We start from the raw sequence: 19,420 nt of genomic DNA on the forward strand, positions 1-19,420 counted from the left end.
GACGTGGCCGGGACGGGAGCGAGTGAGCAGGTGGCGGCGGCGGTCGGTCGACAAGGGCAAAATCCTTCGCCCGATTTGATGTTGTGACCCCGAGGGCATGGGCCCAACGGCCCTGATGATGAATACTCGTGGTCTCGACACCCGGACGGCTGCCCTGGTCGGACGGGAGACGGCGGAGTCCGACCCGGTGAAGGGGGAGTCGGTTCGTTGAGCGACATGCCGGCGCGGAATGCGTGGACGGGCAGCGGTGCGCTGCCGGGCCGGACCGGCCATGCCGAGCACGACCGGAGCGGGCACATGGGCAGGAGGGCGCCGGTGCGCGGCGGTGAGCGGTCCCAGACCGGAGTGCGCGTGCCCCGGCCGGGGCGGGCGGCGGAGCAGGCGGAGGCGGGTCTGCCGGAGCCGGGCCAGTCGGAGCCGGGCACGGCCGGGACGGGCCTGGCGGGGGCGGGCCTGGCCGGGGCGGCTCGGACGTTGACGGGCCCGACCGAGTGGGGCCAGGGCGAGCCGGGCTCCATCTACGACTACATCCGGGTCGCCGCCTTCGCGATCGGCGCCGACGGCCGGATCAGCCAGTGGAGCGACCGGGCGGCCGAGTTCTTCGGAGTGGCCGCCGCCGACGCGGTGGGCGCCGACCCGGTGACCGCCTTCATGCCGCGCGAGCAGTGGCGCGAGGGCCGCGCCCGGCTGGAGCGCATCCTGGCCGGCGAGGAGTGGGTCGGCACCGCACCGTACCGGGACGCGTCCGGCGGCGAGGGCGTCGCCGAGGTGTACCTGATGCCCGGCCACTCCGAGGGCGGCAGCGGCGGGGCCGTCTGCCTCGCCGTGGACCTGCGCAAGCTGCGGCGGATCGAGACCGACCTGGCCGCCTCGGAGGCGGTTTTCGGCCAGACTCCGACCGGCTTCTTCCTCTTCGACCGGCAGCTGCGGTTGCAGCGGGTCAATGACGCCTTCGCGGCCGGGATCGGGGTCTCCCCGGACGACCTGCCCGGTCTGCACCCGTACGACATCTTCCCGCGCGCCGAGGCGGAGCGGCTGCTCGGTGCCCTCCGGCAGGTGCTGGAGAGCGGCGACCCGGTCGTCGACATGCGCTTCACCGGGTTCGCGCCGATGCGCGACACCGCCCGCAGATGGTCCGTGTCGCTCTACCGGCTGGTCGGCGCCGACGACCGGCCGATGGGCGTCGCCGGTCAGATCTCCGATGTGACGCGCCGTCAGCGCGACGAGCGGGAGGCCGCCAGCGTCCGCCGCAACCTGGCCCTGCTCAACGAGGCCAGCGCCCACATCGGCTCCACCCTGGACCTGGAGACCACCGCCAAGGAACTGCTGGACGTGATCGTCCCCCGGTTCTGCGACGTCGCCTCCGTCGACCTGTACTCGGCGCTGCTGGCCGGTGAGGACACCCCCGGCGGGCCCGCCGACGGCGCGGGCGAGCTGCGCCGGGTCGCCGTCTCCAGCGTGGTGGCGGGAGCCGCCGCGGTGGCCGGTGCCCCGCCCGCCGCCGACGCCGCCCGGGTCGTAGGAGGAACGTTCTGCTACCCGCCCCGCTCGCCGCACGCCAAGGCGCTGCGCACCGGCCGCAGCGTGGTCCCCGACAGCCACCCCGACCCGCTGGTGCGGTCCACCATCGTGGTCCCGCTGGTCGCCCGCAATGTGGTGCTGGGCCTGGTCCAGCTCTCCCGCGCCAAGGGCTCGGAACCCTTCGACCAGCGCGATGTGGCCATCGCCCGGGAGCTGGTGGCCCGCGCCGCCGTCTGCGTGGACAACGCCCGCCTCTACCGCCGCGAGCATGAGCGCGCCCTGATCCTCCAACGCAGCCTGCTGCCGCCCGGCAACCCCGCCGCCAGCGGACTGGAGATCGCCTGTCGCTACCTGCCCGGCAGCAGCGGCACCGAGGTCGGCGGCGACTGGTTCGACGTCATCCCGCTGCCCGGCAACCGCACCGCCCTGGTGGTCGGCGACGTCATGGGGCGCGGCCTGCGCGCCGCCGTCGCCATGGGCCAACTCCGCACCGCCGTACGCACCCTGGCCATGCTCGACCTGGACCCGGCCGAGGTGCTCACCGCCCTGGACGAGATCGCCCGGGGCCTCGGCGACGGCTCCGGCTCCGCCCAGCTCTCGCTGGGCAGCGGCCCCTCCCCGTTCGGCCAGCACCAGCCGCTGCTGGCCGGACGGCAGGGCACCCCGCCGCCGCACGTCCCGGAGCCCGCCGACGCCTCCGAGGTCTACCTGGCGACCTGCGTCTACGCCGTGTACGACGCGGTCACCCGGCGCTGCACCATCGCCAACGCCGGGCATCTGCCGCCGGTGCTGCTCTCCCCCGGCGACGACGCGCTGATGCTGGATGTGCCGCCCGGCCTGCCGCTGGGCGTCGGCGGCGAGATCTTCGAGGAGGTCGAGGTTCCGCTGCCGGACGGCGCGCTGCTCGGCCTGTACACCGACGGGCTGGTGGAGTCGCGCAAGCACCAGCTGGAGGAGGGCCTGGAAGCCTTCCGGCGGGCGCTCTCCGGGCCGCAGCGCAGCCTGGAGGACGTCTGCGACCACGTCCTCAGCGAACTGGACCCGCACCACGGCGAGGACGACATCGCCCTGGTGATGGCCCGGGTGCACGCGCTGCCCAAGGACGCGGTCGGCGACTGGCGGCTGCCCCGGGAGCCCACCTCGGTCGCCCGCGCCCGCGAACTGGCCATCGGCTGGCTGCTCGCCCGTGGCCTGGACGACCTGATGGACACCACCGAGCTGCTGGTCAGCGAACTCGCCACCAATGCGCTGCGGCACGGCAGCGGCGACATCCGGCTGCGGCTGCTGCGCGACACCACCGTGGTCTGCGAGGTCTGGGACAACGGCTACGCCCAGCCCCGCCAGCGCCGCGCCCAGGAGACCGACGAGGGCGGCCGGGGCCTTCAGCTGGTCAGCCTGCTCGCCGAGCGCTGGGGCAGCCGCCGCACCCCCAAGGGCAAGATCGTCTGGTTTGAGCTGGGCCTGCCGCAGCCGCCGACCGCCCGGCCCTGAGGGGCCCACGGGCCCCCAGCTCTCAGCGGCGGCGGCGGATCTTCGAGCCCAGCCACACCAGCGGGTCGTACTTGCGGTCCGCCGCGCGCTCCTTGAGCGGGATCAGGGCGTTCTCGGTGATGGTGATCCGCTCGGGGCAGACATCGGTGCAGCAGCGGGTGATGTTGCAGTAGCCGAGGCCGTGGTCGTCCTGGGCGCTGCGGCTGCGGTCGATGCCGGCCCCGGCGGCGGCGTCGAGCGGGTGCATGTCGAGTTCGGCGATCCGCATCAGAAAGCGGGGACCGGCGTAGACGGGCTTGTTCTCCTCATGGTCGCGGATCACATGGCAGACGTCCTGGCAGAGGAAGCACTCGATGCACTTGCGGAACTCCTGCGACCGGCCCACGTCCTGCTGGGCCATCCGGTAGGCGCCGGGGGCGACGCCGGGCGGCGGGACGAAGGAGGGGATCTCCCGCGCCTTGGCGTAGTTGAAGGAGACATCCGTGACCAGGTCGCGGACGACCGGGAAGGTCCGCATCGGGGTGAGGGTGACCGGCTCGTCCGGCGGCAGGGTGGACATCCGGGTCATACACATCAGCCGGGGCCGGCCGTTGACCTCGGCGCTGCACGAGCCGCACTTGCCCGCCTTGCAGTTCCAGCGGACCGCCAGGTCCGGCGTCTGGGTGGCCTGGAGGCGGTGGACGACATCGAGGACCACCTCGCCCTCGTTCACCTCGACCTCGTACGGCTGGAGGCGCCCGCCGGAGGCGTCGCCCCGCCACACCCGGAAGGTGGCCCGGTAGCTCACGAGTCGGCTCCGTTCTCAGCAGCGGCGGTGTTCTCAGCAGGGGCGGTGACAGCCGCGGCGGGCAGCTCGGCCTCGGTGAGGTACTTGGCCAGCTCCTCGGCGGCGAAGAGGTCCAGCAGATCGGGCCGGATCGGCGGATTGGGCCGCCGCTCCACCGCGACGGACCCGGAGTCGGCCAGCGAGCAGTACAGATTGACGCTCCGCCAGGCCCGGTCCATCTCCGGATGGTCGTCACGGGTGTGGCCGCCCCGGCTCTCGGTCCGCTCCAGCGCGGCCCGGGCCACGCACTCGGAGACCAGCAGCATATTGCGCAGGTCCAGCGCCAGGTGCCAGCCCGGGTTGAACTGCCGGTGGCCCTCCACCACGGCCCGCGCGGCCCGCTCCCGCAGCCCGGCCAGCCGCTCCAGCGCCTCGGCCATCTCCTCGGCCCGGCGGACGATGCCGACCAGGTCGTTCATGGTCTGCTGCAACTCCTGGTGGAGCGTGTACGGGTTCTCGGCGGCCCGGCCCCCGGCGCGCGCCCCGTCGAACGGCGCCACCGCCTCGGCGGCGGCCCGGTCGACCTGCGCCGGGTCGATCCCCGGCCGCCCGGCACCCGGCCCGGTTCCCAGCCCGGTTCCCAGCCCGGCGGCGTACGCGGCGGCGTGCAGCCCGGCCCGGCGGCCGAAGACCAGCAGATCGGAGAGGGAGTTGCCGCCCAGCCGGTTGGAGCCGTGCATCCCCCCGGCCACCTCGCCCGCCGCGAAGAGCCCCGGCACCCCGGGTGCGGCGGCGGTGTCCGGGTCGACCGCCACCCCGCCCATCACATAGTGGCAGGTGGGGCCGACCTCCATCGGCTCGCGGGTGATGTCCACGTCCGCCAGTTCCTTGAACTGGTGGTGCATGGACGGCAGTCGGCGGATGATCTCCTCGGCGGGCAGCCGGGTGGAGACGTCCAGGAAGACCCCGCCGTGCGGCGAGCCGCGCCCGGCCTTGACCTCGGTGTTGATCGCCCGGGCCACCTCGTCGCGGGGCAGCAGCTCGGGCGGCCGGCGGTTCCGGTCGGGGTCGGCGTACCAGCGGTCGGCCTCCTCCTCGGACTGCGCGTACTGGCCCTTGAAGACGTCCGGGACGTAGTCGAACATGAACCGCCGGCCGTCGCTGTTGCGCAGCACCCCGCCGTCGCCCCGCACCGACTCGGTGACCAGGATGCCCTTCACCGAGGGCGGCCAGACCATCCCCGTCGGATGGAACTGCACGAACTCCATGTTCAGCAGGGACGCCCCGGCCAGCAGCGCCAGCGCATGCCCGTCGCCGGTGTACTCCCAGGAGTTGGAGGTCACCTTGAAGGACTTGCCGATGCCACCGGTGGCCAGCACCACGGCGGGCGCCTCGACGGTGAAGAAGCGCCCGCTATCCCGCACATAGCCGAAGACCCCGCTGACCCGGTCCCCGTCCTTGCAGATCCGGGTGACCGTGCACTCCTGGAGGATGCGCAGCCGCGCCTCGTAGTCGCCGTACTCCGCGAAGTCCTGCTGCTGGAGCGAGACCACCTTCTGCTGGAGGGTGCGGATCAGCTCCAGCCCGGTGCGGTCGCCGACATGGGCGAGCCTGGGGTACTCATGGCCGCCGAAGTTGCGCTGCGAGATCCGGCCGTCCCCGGTGCGGTCGAAGAGCGCGCCCCAGGTCTCCAGCTCCCACACCCGGTCGGGCGCCTCCTGGGCGTGCAGCTCCGCCATCCGCCAGTGGTTGAGGAACTTGCCGCCGCGCATGGTGTCGCGGAAGTGCACCTGCCAGGTGTCGCCGCTGTTGACATTGCCCATGGCGGCGGCGATCCCGCCCTCCGCCATCACGGTGTGCGCCTTACCGAAGAGCGACTTGCAGATCACGGCCGTCCGCATGCCCTGCTCGCGCGCCTCGATCGCGGCCCGCAGCCCCGCCCCGCCCGCGCCCACCACGACCACGTCGAAGGTGTGGCGCTCCACCTCGGTCATCCTCAAGGGTCCCTTCGTCAGACGTCAGAAGAAGCGCGGGTCGCTGAAGGCACCGGCGGCGAGCAGATAGACATAGAGGTCGGCGATGCCGACCGAGGCCAGCGACAGCCAGGCCAGCAGCATGTGCCGGGCGTTGAGGCGGCTCACCCAGCTCCAGAGCCGATAGCGCACCGGGTGCCGGGAGAAGTGCCGCAGCCGGCCTCCCACCAGATGCCGGCAGGAGTGGCAGGAGAGCGTGTACGCCCAGATCAGCGCCACATTCACCAGCAGCACCAGGCTGCCCAGACCCATATGCCCCCACTGCCCGCGCGGGTCGCGGAAGCCCAGGGCCACGTCGTAGGTGAGCACCGAGGCGACCGGGATCGCCACATAGAAGAAGTACCGGTGGACGTTCTGCAGGATCAGCGGGAAGCGGGTCTCCCCGGTGTACCCGGCGTGCGGCTCGGCGACCGCGCAGGCCGGCGGGGAGGCCCAGAACGCCCGGTAGTACGCCTTGCGGTAGTAGTAGCAGGTCAGCCGGAAGCCCAGCGGGAAGATCAGCACGATCAGCGCCGGTGACAGCCGCCACCAGGAGCCGAAGAGGCCCCAGTCGGCGCCGCCGCGCATCCGCTCGCAGTTCTCGGCCAGGCAGGGGGAGTAGAACGGCGAGACATACGGCGCCGCGTAGTAGTGCGACCCCGCGAAGGCCCGCCAGGTCGAGTAGCCGATGAAGGCCAGCAGCCCGACCAGGGTCGCGGTGCGCGGCACCCACCACCGGTCGGTGCGCAGCTGGCGGGCCGGGATCGCCGCCCGGCCCGGGGCGTGCACGCCCCGCCCGGCGGGTGGGGGCCGGTCCGCCCCGTCCTGCGGCGCTTGGATCTCGGTGGTCACACGGGCTCCTTCACGCTGCCGGGGTGGGGGGACCTATGGCGGTTGGGGCTGCGGCCGGGCTGCGGGCTCAGGGACTCAGGGGCTCAGCGGGACCCGATGCCCTCGTCGCCGGCGTCCCGCCAGAGCGTCGGGTCGTACGGCGTGTCGGGGATCTCCACCACCGGTTCGGACCGCCGCCCGGCCCCGGACCCGGCCCGCTGCACTCCGGCGTCCGCGGCCTCCTGGAGCTCCTGGAGCAGCGCCAGGCTCTCCCGCAGATGGTCCAGGTCCGCCCGGACGCGCCGCACATCCAGGCCCCGGCCCAGCCGGGACTCCAGGGCGTGCACGGTCCGCTCCAGTTCATCGGTCAGCTGCCTGCCCCGGGCGAGGTCGCCCTCGGCCGCCGCTCCGGGTGTCATGTGCTGCGGCATCGTGCACCCACCTCCGCGCTCGTCGGGTCGTATCTGCTCGCTCGCCGTCTGCGCTGCGCCAGCGAGTGTGACTCACCTCACAGCCTAGGGGAAGGGTCTGTCCATGATTGGTACGGAAAGGGCCGACCGTGGAGCGCACGGGCCGCGATCCGCGCCGCACCCGGCGCGACGCACCCGGCGGAGGGTCCCCCCGATGTCGACCATCCGGGTGGTGGGCGCGGGCCTGGGCCGTGTCCGGCGGCGACGGCGGGTCCGGATGCCCTTGAGTGGACGGGCGGCGTGCGCCCGGATCCGGGCGGTCCGCCATCCGTACGGAGGCCGGTGCGCCGGAGCGCGCCGTGGCGGGGTGCCGCGTCCCGAGGAGGAAGCGTGCCCATCATCCAGGACGTCCACGACGGACCGGCCGAATCCGGACCGCCCGCACCCGGACCGGCAGCCGACCGCCGCCCGCGCCGGGCGGTCGGCACTGCGGCCCTGCTCCTCACCGTCGCCCTGGGCGTGGGTGTGGCCGCCTGCTCCGGCTCCGACTCCGGGCCGATCGCCTCCGACGTACCCGGGGCGGACCGTACGGAGCTGCGCGAGGGCGGCACCCTGCGCTGGGCCGTGAACGCGGTCCCCGCCACCCTCAATGTCTTCCAGACCGGCACCGACGCCACCTCGGCGCTGGTGGCCCAGGCCGCGCTGCCCACCCTCTTCCGGCTGGACGACCGCGCCCGGGCCACCCTCGACCCGGACTTCCTGGTCTCCGCCGACTCCACCGCCCCCGCCGCCGGCCACCCCCAGCAGACCGTCGTCTACCGGCTCAACCCCAAGGCGGTGTGGAGCGACGGCACCCCGATCTCCGCAGCCGACTTCGCGGCGCAGTGGAAGGCCCTGTCCGGCACCGACTCCGCGTACTGGAGCACCCCGGCGGCCGGCTACTCGGCCATCGCGTCGGTCACCCAGGGGGCCGACGCGCACCATGTCAAGGTCGTCTTCAAGCAGCCGTGCGCGCACTGGAAGGGCCTCTTCACACCGCTCTACCCGGCGTCCGCCACCAAGAGCGCGGAGGCGTTCAACACCGGCTCCAAGGACGGGCTCGCCGTCTCCGCCGGGCCGTTCAAGGTGGCCCGGGTGGACCGCTCGGCGGGCAGCGTCACCCTGGTCCGCAACCCCGCCTGGTGGGGCGACCGCGCCCGGCTGGACCGGATCGACCTGGTCGCCGTACCGGTCGGCAAGCGCCTGGAGGCCCTGGGGCAGGGCCGCCTGGACATCGCCGCGCTCGACCGCGCGGTGGACGACCCCGCCGGAGTGGTGCCGGCGGCGACGGCAGCTCCGGCCGCCGACTCCGCCGACGCGGCCGGGGCGGTGTACCGGAGCGCCGAGGCGCTGCCCGGCTTCCAGCTGCGCAAGGCCGCAGGGGCGGCGTACACCCAGCTCACCTTGAACGGCGGCCGTGGCCCGCTCGCCGACCCCCGGGTGCGGCGGGCGGTGGCCCGAGCCGTGGACCGGCAGCACATCGCGGACGCGGTGCTGAAGCCGTTCGGGCTGCCGGCGGTGACGCTCGGCAACCATCTGCTGCTGGCCGACCAGGACGGCTACCAGGACAACACCGCCGCCCTCGGCCGCACCGACCGCGAGGCGGCGGCCGAGCTGCTGGAGGCGGCCGGCTGGAAGGTCGGGGGCGCCATCACCACGCCCGCTCCGGACACCTCCGCGAGCCGCTCGGCCGGTGCCTCCCCCGGCCCGTCGGCCGGTCCGTCGGCCCACGCCTCGGCCGGCCCGTCCGCTTCCGCTTCCGCCTCCGCCTCCGCCTCGGAGTCGGAGTCGGCGTCGGCGGTGCCTGCCGCCGCCACCGCCGCCACCCCGGCCCCGGCCCCGGTGCCGGTACCGGCCGGGACGCGCGCCCGGGGCGGCAAGCCGCTCACCCTCGACCTGCTCATCCCGTCCGGCTCCACCACCGCCCGCCGGATCGCCCGCGCGGTCAGCGCCGACCTGGCGCGGGTGGGCATCGTCGCCGTCCCCCGGGCGGTGGACGGTGCGGGGTTCTTCGCCGACCACATCGCGGCGGGCGACTTCGACCTGGCGGTCTTCTCCTGGCCCGGCAGCCCCAACACCGTGGCCGACGAGCGCCCGCTGTACGCCAAGCCGCAGCCGGGCCCGGACGGGCTGCCCGTGGTGGGCCTCAACTACGCCCGTACCGGCACCGACGAGATCGACCGGCTGCTGGACGAGGCCGCCGCCGCCCTGGACCCGGAGGAGGCGGCCCGGCTGACCCAGCAGGCCGACGTCCGGATCTGGGAGGAGGCCCACTCCCTTCCGCTCTTCCAGCGTCCCGAGCTGGTCGCGGTCCGGGACTCGGTGGCCGGTGTCGGGGCCTTCGGCTTCGCCACCCCGCGCTTCCAGGACATGGGCTTCCGCCTGACCTCCTGAGTGGGTGACGGGTCGGTGGACCTGGGCGTTTCTGCCAGGTTCACCCCGTCCCCTTACCATGGAGGACAGCCGTGGCATGTCGAGCCCGGTGGGTGGACCCGGTACCAGGCCGGGGCGCCACGATCCACGATCCGGGAGATTCCGCTCCGCATGCCCACGCGCAATGACATCCGCAACGTCGCCATCGTCGCCCACGTCGACCACGGCAAGACGACCCTGGTCGACGCCATGCTGAAGCAGGGCGGTGCCTTCGCCGCCCACCAGCACGTGGACGAGCGGGTGATGGACTCCAACGACCTGGAGCGCGAGAAGGGCATCACCATTCTCGCCAAGAACACCGCCGTCCGGTACCACCCCAAGGGCGGCGGCGACCCGATCACCATCAACATCATCGACACCCCGGGCCACGCCGACTTCGGCGGCGAGGTGGAGCGCGGCCTGTCGATGGTGGACGCGGTGGTGCTGCTGGTGGACTCCTCCGAGGGCCCGCTGCCGCAGACCCGCTTTGTGCTGCGCAAGGCGCTCCAGGCGAAGCTGCCGGTCATCCTCTGCATCAACAAGACGGACCGGCCGGACGCCCGGATCGACGAGGTCGTCAATGAGGCGTACGACCTCTTCCTGGACCTGGACGCCACCGAGGACCAGATCGAGTTCCCGATCGTCTACGCCTGCGCCCGCGACGGCGTGGCCTCGCTGACCAAGCCGGAGGACGGCACCGTCCCGGCCGACAGCGACAGCCTGGAGCCGTTCTTCTCCACCATCCTGGAGCACGTCCCGGCCCCCGAGTACGACGAGCACGCTCCGCTCCAGGCGCATGTCACCAACCTGGACGCCGACAACTTCCTCGGCCGGATCGCGCTCTGCCGGGTCGAGCAGGGCGAGCTCAAGAAGGGCCAGACGGTCGCCTGGATCAGGCGTGACGGCTCGATCCAGAACGTCCGCATCACCGAGCTGCTGATGACCGACGCGCTCACCCGCAAGCCGGCCGAGAAGGCGGGCCCCGGTGACATCTGCGCGGTGGCCGGCATCCCGGACATCATGATCGGTGAGACCCTGGCCGACCCGGAGGACCCGATCGCGCTGCCGCTGATCACGGTCGACGAGCCGGCGATCTCGATGACCATCGGCACCAACACCTCGCCGCTGGTCGGCAAGGGCGGCAAGGGCCACAAGGTCACCGCCCGGCTGGTCAAGGACCGCCTGGAGCGCGAGCTGGTCGGCAATGTCTCGCTGCGGGTGCTGCCGACCGAGCGCCCGGACGCCTGGGAGGTGCAGGGCCGAGGCGAGCTGGCGCTGGCCATCCTGGTGGAGACCATGCGCCGGGAGGGCTTCGAGCTCACCGTGGGCAAGCCGCAGGTGGTCACCAAGGTCATCGGCGGCAAGGTGCACGAGCCGGTGGAGCGGATGACCATCGACTGCCCGGAGGAGTACCTGGGCGCGATCACGCAGCTGATGGCGACCCGCAAGGGCCGGATGGAGACCATGACCAACCATGGCTCCGGCTGGGTGCGCATGGAGTTCGTGGTGCCCGCCCGTGGCCTGATCGGCTTCCGTACGGAGTTCCTGACCGACACCCGGGGCACCGGTATCGCGCACTCCATCTTCGAGGGCCACGAGCCGTGGTTCGGCGAGCTGCGGACCCGCAGCAGCGGCTCGCTGGTGGCCGACCGCCCGGGTCCGGTCACCGCCTTCGCGATGACCAACCTCCAGGAGCGCGGCACCCTCTTCGTGGAGCCGGGTACCGAGGTGTACGAGGGCATGATCGTCGGGGAGAACTCGCGCGCCGACGACATGGATGTGAACATCACCAAGGAGAAGAAGCTCACCAACATGCGGTCCTCGACCGCCGATGTGACCGAGTCGCTGGTCCCGCCGCGCAAGCTCTCGCTGGAGCAGTCGCTGGAGTTCTGCCGTGAGGACGAGTGCATCGAGGTGACGCCGGAGACGGTGCGCATCCGCAAGCTGGTGCTGGACCAGAAGGAGCGCGGCCGGGCGACCGCCCGCGCCAAGAAGGGCTGACGCCCGGCAGTCCAGCGCGCACTCCGCGTGCCAGTAGCCCCCGGTGTGGATCCTTCACCCGGGGGCTTCTGTACGCTCTGTCATCAACGCGCGTAGCGCAGGGTGGCCAAGAGTGTACGGAATTCGGTGTACACAGTCCGTCATGTGTGACGACTGTCCGTTTAATGACTGTCTGTCTATGTCTGGTATGTCCGAATTCCAAAACCTTTGGATCATTCGTGTGACCAAATTGAGATCCGTTATGGGCATTGCCATGCCCTCCAGTGACGGATAGTGGGTGACGTTGTGCTCGGGTCAAGGGTCATGCGCAGGGGTGCGCGCCGAACCTCGAGCGAGGAGGCAGTGGTGCCTCCACGTTGCACGTTTCTCACAGGAGGCATCCCCCCATGCGCGGTGCTACCCAGGCCAAGTGGGTCGTTGCGGCAGCTGCGATAGCTCTCGCCGCGACTGCTTGCGGCAGCAGCAACTCCGGCGGCAGTGGTGCGAGCGGGTCCAAGGCGGCGGCCATCAACCCCCAGGGCACGTTCACCTACCAGAGCAGCGAGCCGCAGCGCCCGCTGCAGCCGGCGAACGCCATGGAGGTCGGCGGCGGGCGCATCGTCCAGGAGCTCTACAAGGGCCTGGTCGACTACGACCCGAGCACCGGCAAGCTGCGCAACCAGGTCGCCGAGTCCATCGAGACCAAGGACGCCCAGCACTACACCGTCAAGCTGAAGTCCGGCTGGACCTTCCACAACGGCACCCCGGTCACCGCCGCGTCCTTCGTCGACGCCTGGAACTGGGCCGCCGACCCCAAGAACAACCAGATCAACAGCAACTGGTTCTCGGACATCAAGGGCTACGACGAGGTCCACCCGGAGACGGGCGCCTCGAAGGCCACCACGATGTCCGGCCTGAAGGTGGTGGACGACCACACCTTCACCATCGACCTGACCTCGCCGGTCTCGTACTTCGAGTACAAGCTGGGCTACGCGGCCTTCTCCCCGCTGCCCAAGGTCTTCTTCACCGACCCGAAGAAGTACGGCGAGGCCCCGATCGGCAACGGCCCGTACGCGTTTGTCAAGTGGGTCCACAACCAGGGCGTGACGGTCAAGGCGTACGACAAGTACGTGGGCGTGGACAAGCCCAAGAACGGCGGCATCACCTTCAAGGTGGAGACCACCGGCGAGGCTGCCTACCAGGAGCTGCTCTCCGACACGCTCGACGTGATGGACCAGGTCCCGCCGTCCGCGCTGGCCAAGTACAAGACGGACCTCGGCGACCGCGCCGTGGACCAGCCGCAGGGCGCTATCCAGGCGATCACCTTCGCCATGTACAACAAGGACTGGCAGGGCAAGGACAAGAACCTGGTCCGCCAGGGCCTGTCCATGGCGATCGACCGCGACACCATCACCAAGACGGTGCTCCAGGGCTCGCGCCAGCCGGCCGACAGCTGGGTCGCCCCGGGCGTGATGGGCTACCAGCAGGGCGTCTGCGGCGAGGCGTGCACCTACAACCCCGCCAAGGCCAAGGAGCTCATCAAGCAGGGCGGCGGCGTCCCCAACAACAAGATCTCCATCCTGTACAACGCCGACGGCGGCCACAAGGAGTGGGTGGACGCGGTCTGCAACTCCATCCGCCAGGCGACCGGCGTGGAGTGCTCGGGCGACGGCAAGCCGGACTTCAAGACCGCGCGTGACCTGATCACCAGCAAGAAGGCGACCAGCCTGATGCGGTCCGGCTGGGTCCAGGACTACCCGATCAACGCCAACTTCCTCAAGGACATCTACGTCACCGGCGCGGACGCCAACGACGGCGGCTACTCCAGCCCCGAGTTCGACAAGCTGGCCCACGCCGCCGACAAGGCCACCTCGGTGGAGGACACCGCCAAGCTCTACGCGCAGGCGGAGAAGCAGCTCGCGGTCGACATGCCCTCGATCCCGCTCTGGTACTACAAGACCACCTCGGGCTACTCGAACAACGTCACCAACGTGAAGTTCGACTCCTTCGGCAACCCGGTCTTCACCGACGTCGAGGTCAAGCAGAAGTAACCAGGTCGGCACCGCACGACCCGTGCGGACGGCAGTCGGCGCCCGACAGGGCGCCGACTGCCGCCGCGCCGACTGACATGGAGGCACGATGGGGCGCTACGTCGCACGACGACTGCTCCAGATGATCCCGGTCTTCATCGGGACCACCTTTCTGATCTACCTGATGGTGTACGCCCTACCGGGCGACCCGCTGCGAGCGATGTGGGGCGACCGCCCCGCCGACCCGGCTCAGCTCGCCGAGATGCGGCACCATTACGGCCTCGACCTGCCCTGGTGGCAGCAGTACTGGCACTACCTGTCCACCCTGGTCCGTGGCGACCTGGGCGAGACCTTCGGTGGCCGCCCGGTCGTCGACGTGCTGAAGGAGACCTTCCCGGTCACCATCCGGCTGGCCCTGATGGCCTTTGCCGTGGAGGCCGTGCTGGGTCTGCTGCTGGGCCTGCTGGGCGGTCTGCGCCGGGGCCGGTGGGCCGACAAGGTCGTGCTGGTGGTCACCCTGCTGCTGATCTCCATCCCGGTCTTCGTGCTCGGCTACATCTTCCAGACGGTCTTCGGCAACACCCTGCACTGGGTGACCCCGACCGTTCAGGACTCCATGAACATCAGCCAGCTGATGCTGCCCGCCATCGTGCTGGGCTCGGTCTCGCTGGCCTATGTCGCGCGCCTCACCCGGACCTCCATAGCGGAGAACCTGAGCGCCGACTACATGCGCACCGCCGTCGCCAAGGGCCTCCCCAAGCGGCGGATCATCACCAACCACCTGATGCGCAACTCGCTGATCCCGGTGGTGACCTTCCTCGGCACCGACCTGGGCGCCCTGATGGGCGGCGCGATCGTCACCGAGGGCATCTTCAATGTGCACGGTGTGGGACTCACGCTGTACCAGTCCATCAGCCGCTCCGAGTCGCCCACCGTGGTCGGCATCGTCGCGGTGCTGGTCATCGTGTACCTCATCGCCAGCCTGATCGTCGACCTGCTCTACGCGGTCCTGGACCCGAGGATCCGGTATGCCTGACGTGATCCCTGACACCGCGGCCGCAGAGAAGCAGCCCGTGGACGCCATCGCGGCGGCCGGCGGCACGCCCGTCCCGGCCAAGCCGGAGAAGGCCCGCAGCCTCTGGTCCGACGCCTGGCGGGACCTGCGCCGCAACCCGTTCTTCATCGTCTCCGGCCTGGTCATCCTGGTACTGCTGGTGATCACCGTCTGGCCGGGGCTCTTCACCTCGGTCTCGCCGCGCGACGGCGACCTGGCCCAGCACTACCTGGCCAAGCCGAACTACGGCCACTTCTTCTCCGGCGAGTGGTTCGGCTTCGACGGCCAGGGCCGCTCCATCTACGCCCGGGTCATCTACGGCGCCCGCGCCTCGGTGATCGTCGGCGTCTGCGTCACCGCCGCCGTCACCCTGCTGGGCGGCCTGGTCGGGCTGCTGGCCGGCTACTTCGGCGGCTGGATGGACACCCTGCTCTCCCGGCTGACCGACATCTTCTTCGGCATCCCGATGCTGCTGGGCGCGCTGGTGGTGCTGAACGCCTTCACCCACCGCACCGTCTGGACGGTCGTGCTGGCCCTCGCCGTCCTCGGCTGGACCCAGATCGCCCGCGTCATGCGCGGCTCGGTGATCACCGTCAAGCAGGCCGACTATGTGACGGCGGCCAGGGCACTGGGCGCCGGGACCTGGCGGATCATGCTCCGGCACATCGTGCCCAACGCCATCGCGCCCGTGATCGTGGTGGCCACCATCGCCCTCGGCGGCTATATCTCCACCGAGGCGACGCTCTCCTACCTGGGCATCGGACTCGCCGACCCCACCATCTCCTGGGGCATCGACATCTCGTCGGCGAAGGATGTGCTGCGGGTCGCACCGCATGCGCTGTTCTTCCCGGCAGGCATGCTGAGTATCACCGTGCTGGCGTTCATCATGCTCGGCGACGCGGTGCGCGACGCCCTCGACCCCAAGCTGCGCTGAGAGAGGCGGCACGATGACCACCACGATCGAGAAGACCGGCGCCCCGGCCGACGGCCGCCCCGTCCCCGGCACCCCGCTGCTGGACGTCCGCGACCTGCATGTGGAGTTCCACACCCGGGACGGCGTCGCCAAGGCCGTCAACGGCGTCAACTACAGCGTCGCCGCTGGGGAGACCCTGGCGGTGCTCGGTGAGTCCGGCTCCGGCAAGTCGGTGACCGCGCAGACCATCATGGGCATCCTGGACATGCCTCCGGGCCGGATCTCGCAGGGCGAGATCCTGTTCCGGGGCGAGGACATGCTCAAGATGAGCAATGAGCAGCGGCGGAAGATCCGCGGCCGGAAGATCGCCATGATCTTCCAGGACGCACTGTCGTCGCTCAACCCGGTGCTGACGGTCGGCTACCAGCTGGGCGAGATGTTCCGGGTGCACCAGGGCATGTCCAAGAAGGACGCCAAGGCCCGGTCGATCGAGCTGATGGACCGGGTGCGGATCCCGGCGGCGGCGCAGCGGGTGAACGACTATCCGCATCAGTTCTCCGGCGGTATGCGGCAGCGGATCATGATCGCGATGGCGCTGGCCCTGGAGCCGGACCTGATCATCGCGGACGAGCCGACCACCGCGCTGGATGTCACGGTGCAGGCGCAGGTGATGGACCTGCTGGCGGAGCTCCAGCGGGAGTTCCACATGGGTCTGATCCTGATCACCCATGACCTGGGTGTGGTGGCGGATGTCGCCGACAAGATCGCGGTGATGTACGCGGGCCGGATCGTGGAGACCGCACCGGTCCACGAGCTGTACCGGAACCCCGCCCACCCGTACACCCGGGGCCTGCTCCAGTCGATCCCCCGCCTGGACCAGAAGGGCCAGGAGCTCTACGCCATCAAGGGCCTGCCCCCGAACCTGCTGCGCATCCCCTCCGGCTGCGCCTTCAACCCGCGCTGCCCGATGGCGCAGGACATCTGCCGCAGCGAGGTGCCGGTCCTGAGCCGGGTCACCGCCGAGGACGGCACGGAGTCGGCCGGGCGTGGCAGCGCCTGCCACTTCTGGAAGGAGACCCTCCATGGCTGAGGCCATTCTCGAAGTGCGCGACCTGGTCAAGCACTTCCCGCTCACCCAGGGCGTCCTCTTCAAGCGGCAGGTCGGCGCGGTCAAGGCCGTCGACGGGGTCTCCTTCGACCTGCGCCAGGGTGAGACGCTGGGGATCGTGGGGGAGTCGGGGTGTGGGAAGTCGACGCTGGCCAAGGTGTTGATGAACCTGGAGCGGGCGACGTCCGGTCAGGTGCTCTACAAGGGTGAGGACATCGCCCGGCTGTCCGGGCGGGCGCTGAAGGCGGTGCGCCGCAATATCCAGATGGTCTTCCAGGACCCGTACACCTCGCTCAACCCGAGGATGACGGTCGGCGACATCATCGGGGAGCCGTACGAGATCCACCCGGAGGTGGCGCCCAAGGGCGACCGCCGCAAGGCCGTGCAGGACCTGCTGGACGTGGTGGGTCTCAACCCGGAGTACATCAACCGCTATCCGCACCAGTTCTCGGGCGGCCAGCGGCAGCGGATCGGCATCGCGCGGGGGCTGGCGCTCAAGCCGGAGATCATCATCTGCGACGAGCCGGTCTCGGCGCTGGACGTCTCGGTGCAGGCACAGGTGATCAACCTGCTGGAGAAGCTCCAGGACGAGTTCGACCTCTCCTATATGTTCATCGCCCACGACCTGTCGATCGTGCGGCACATCTCCGACCGCGTCGGGGTGATGTACCTGGGCAAGATGGTCGAGATCGGCACCGACACCCAGATCTACGACCACCCCACCCACCCCTACACCCAGGCGCTGCTCTCGGCCGTGCCGGTGCCGGACCCGGAGGCGCGGGACCGGCGGGAGCGGATCATCCTCCAGGGCGATGTGCCCTCACCGGCCAACCCGCCCTCCGGCTGCCGCTTCCGCACCCGCTGCTGGAAGGCGCAGGAGCAGTGTGCGCAGGAGGTGCCGCTGCTGGCGGTGCCGCAGGTGCTCAAGGGCGGCGCCGCCCATGACTCCGCCTGCCACTTCGCCGAGGAGAAGAACATCGTGCACGCCGCCTGACCCAGGCGTCGCAGCGGCCCGGCCGCGCCACCCCTCCCGGGGCGGCGCGGCCGGGCCGTCTGCCGTCACCCGCCTGGCCGAGCACGTCTTTCCGGCCGGTCGATGGCGGGGGTGCCATGGTGGACCCTGCGCCCAGATCTCCCCTCCGGGGCAGGTCGGGCGCCGGTCCGGTCTGCAACCGGCAGGCCGCCGTCCCCATGCCGAAGGGAGGCCCCATGCGCGCAACGGCGTGCGCGCGCTGGATCGCCGGCGCGACCGCCGCCGCCCTGACCGCCCTGACCGCCACGGCCTGCACCGGCACCACCGGCGACTCCGGCGCACCGGGCGTGGTACGGGCCTACTGGACCGACCCGCAGAACCCGCTGGAGCCCGCCGACACCAATGAGGTGCAGGGCGGCAAGGTGCTCGACATGATCTTCCGCGGCCTCAAGCGCTACGACCCCGACACCGGCGCCGCCCGGAACGAGATCGCCCGGTCGATCACCACCGCCGACCGCCGGACCTTCACCATCCGGCTCAAGCCCGGCTGGAGGTTCAGCAACGGCGAACCGGTCACCGCGCAGTCGTTCATCGACGCCTGGAACTACGGCGCCCTGGTCACCAACGGGCAGCTCAACTCGTCCTTCTTCGGCTACATCCAGGGCTATGCCGCCGTCCACCCCCGGTCCGGCAGCCCCACCGCCAGGACGATGGCGGGGCTGAAGAAGATCGACGACCTGGCCTTCACGGTCACCCTCACCCAGCCGTTCTCGCTCTTCCCCGACACCCTCGGCTACGCCGCCTACTACCCGCTGCCCCGGGCGTTCTTCACCGACCACGCCGGCTGGCTCCAGCGGCCCATCGGCAACGGCCCGTACACCATCGCCGACTACACCCGGGGCTTCCGGATGCGACTGCGCCGCAGCAGCACCTTCTCCGGCCCCGACCGGGCCCGGAACAACGGCGTGGACCTGCTGGTCTACACCGACGCCATCACCGCCTACACCGACCTCCAGGCCGGCAACCTGGACGTGGTCGACATCATCCCCGCCGCCCTGCTGGGCGACGCGGCGTCCGACCTCTCCGGCCGCTTCATCAACCGGCCGGCGGGCGTCATCCAGACCCTCTCGTTCCCGATGTACCGGGCCGCCTGGAACACTCCCGGGGCGGCCAAGGTGCGCCAGGGCCTGTCGATGGCGATCAACCGGCCGCAGATCACCCAGCGGGTCTTCCGCAACTCCCGCACCCCCGCCACCGACTGGACCTCCCCGGTGCTCGGGGTGAAAGGCGGCTGGTCCACCACCATCTGCGGCCGGTACTGCCGCTATGACCCGGCCGGGGCCAGGGCGCTGATCCGGCAGGGCGGCGGCCTGCCCGGCGGGAGGATGACCATCAGCTACAACGCCGACGCCGACCACAAGTCCTGGGTCGACGCCGTCTGCAACAGCATCAACGCCGTGCTCGGCGACCACCAAGCCTGCGTGGGCAACCCCATCGGGACCTTCGCCGACTTCCGCAGCCAGGTCACCCAGAAGAGGATGACCAGCGCCTTCCGCACCGGCTGGCAGATGGACTACCCGCTGATCCAGGACTTCCTGGAGCCGTTGTACACCAGCACCGGCTCCTCCAATGACGCCCACTTCGGCAATGCGCGCTTCGACCGGCTGGTGAACGAGGCCAACGCGGCGAGCAGCAACGCCGCCGCAGTGGCGACCTTCCAGGAGGCCGAGAAGATCCTCGCGGCGCAGATGCCGGCCATCCCGCTCTGGTACCAGAACGCGGTCGGCGGCTACTCCGACCGGGTCTCCCACGTCAGCCTCAACACCTTCAGCGTGCCGGTGTACGAGCGGATCACCGTCAAGAGCTGACCGCAGCCACCT

General features: G+C 71.0%; 13 protein-coding genes. 9 read left to right on the forward strand and 4 right to left on the reverse strand.

Annotated features, from left to right (window positions below; translation table 11 throughout):
- Positions 1-216: 216 nt before the first annotated feature.
- Positions 217-3,012 (forward strand): SpoIIE family protein phosphatase, encoded by a 2,796-nt coding sequence (locus tag C7M71_RS19435; RefSeq protein ID WP_265737699.1) that lies wholly within the window; start codon positions 217-219, stop codon positions 3,010-3,012.
- 22 nt (positions 3,013-3,034) lie between these two features.
- Here C7M71_RS19435 and C7M71_RS19440 read toward each other — a convergent pair whose 3' ends face one another.
- From C7M71_RS19440 to C7M71_RS19455, 4 genes are all read right to left on the reverse strand, one after another.
- A complete protein-coding gene (locus C7M71_RS19440; RefSeq protein WP_111490165.1) occupies positions 3,035-3,799 on the reverse strand; it encodes a succinate dehydrogenase/fumarate reductase iron-sulfur subunit in 765 nt (254 codons plus the stop codon).
- Positions 3,796-5,772, reverse strand: coding sequence for a fumarate reductase/succinate dehydrogenase flavoprotein subunit (locus tag C7M71_RS19445; RefSeq protein ID WP_111490164.1), 1,977 nt, complete (start codon positions 5,770-5,772; stop codon positions 3,796-3,798). The genes C7M71_RS19440 and C7M71_RS19445 overlap by 4 nt, the downstream gene beginning before the upstream one ends.
- 24 nt (positions 5,773-5,796) lie before the next feature.
- Positions 5,797-6,630: a hypothetical protein gene (locus C7M71_RS19450; RefSeq protein ID WP_407675991.1), complete on the reverse strand. Its 834-nt coding sequence runs from the start codon at positions 6,628-6,630 to the stop codon at positions 5,797-5,799.
- 95 nt (positions 6,631-6,725) lie between these two features.
- Positions 6,726-7,052 (reverse strand): hypothetical protein, encoded by a 327-nt coding sequence (locus C7M71_RS19455; protein WP_229758810.1) that lies wholly within the window; start codon positions 7,050-7,052, stop codon positions 6,726-6,728.
- Positions 7,053-7,421: 369 nt separating this feature from the next.
- On the opposite strand from C7M71_RS19455, the gene C7M71_RS19460 reads away from it, so the two are divergent.
- The 8 genes from C7M71_RS19460 to C7M71_RS19495 all read left to right on the forward strand — a co-directional run bounded on the left by C7M71_RS19460 (position 7,422) and on the right by C7M71_RS19495 (position 19,408).
- Entirely contained in the window at positions 7,422-9,464 is a 2,043-nt protein-coding gene (locus C7M71_RS19460) for an ABC transporter family substrate-binding protein (RefSeq protein ID WP_175607608.1), read from the forward strand.
- Positions 9,465-9,614: 150 nt separating this feature from the next.
- A complete protein-coding gene (gene typA, locus C7M71_RS19465; protein WP_111490161.1) occupies positions 9,615-11,483 on the forward strand; it encodes a translational GTPase TypA in 1,869 nt (622 codons plus the stop codon).
- 386 nt (positions 11,484-11,869) lie between these two features.
- Positions 11,870-13,513, forward strand: a complete 1,644-nt coding sequence (locus tag C7M71_RS19470; protein WP_111490160.1) for a peptide ABC transporter substrate-binding protein — start codon at positions 11,870-11,872, stop codon at positions 13,511-13,513.
- Positions 13,514-13,601: 88 nt separating this feature from the next.
- On the forward strand, positions 13,602-14,528 hold the full coding sequence (locus tag C7M71_RS19475; protein ID WP_111490159.1) for an ABC transporter permease: 927 nt from the start codon (positions 13,602-13,604) through the stop codon (positions 14,526-14,528).
- Positions 14,521-15,480 (forward strand): ABC transporter permease, encoded by a 960-nt coding sequence (locus tag C7M71_RS19480; protein ID WP_111490158.1) that lies wholly within the window; start codon positions 14,521-14,523, stop codon positions 15,478-15,480. Before C7M71_RS19475 ends, C7M71_RS19480 begins: the two co-directional genes overlap by 8 nt.
- A 13-nt stretch (positions 15,481-15,493) precedes the next feature.
- A complete protein-coding gene (locus C7M71_RS19485) occupies positions 15,494-16,549 on the forward strand; it encodes an ABC transporter ATP-binding protein (protein WP_111490157.1) in 1,056 nt (351 codons plus the stop codon).
- Positions 16,542-17,561: an ABC transporter ATP-binding protein gene (locus C7M71_RS19490; RefSeq protein WP_111490156.1), complete on the forward strand. Its 1,020-nt coding sequence runs from the start codon at positions 16,542-16,544 to the stop codon at positions 17,559-17,561. The genes C7M71_RS19485 and C7M71_RS19490 overlap by 8 nt, the downstream gene beginning before the upstream one ends.
- A gap of 215 nt (positions 17,562-17,776) precedes the next feature.
- Positions 17,777-19,408: a peptide ABC transporter substrate-binding protein gene (locus C7M71_RS19495; protein ID WP_111490155.1), complete on the forward strand. Its 1,632-nt coding sequence runs from the start codon at positions 17,777-17,779 to the stop codon at positions 19,406-19,408.
- The last annotated feature ends 12 nt before the right edge of the window (positions 19,409-19,420 follow it).

The organism is Peterkaempfera bronchialis, assembly GCF_003258605.2.
In the GTDB taxonomy this organism is placed as follows: domain Bacteria; phylum Actinomycetota; class Actinomycetes; order Streptomycetales; family Streptomycetaceae; genus Peterkaempfera; species Peterkaempfera bronchialis.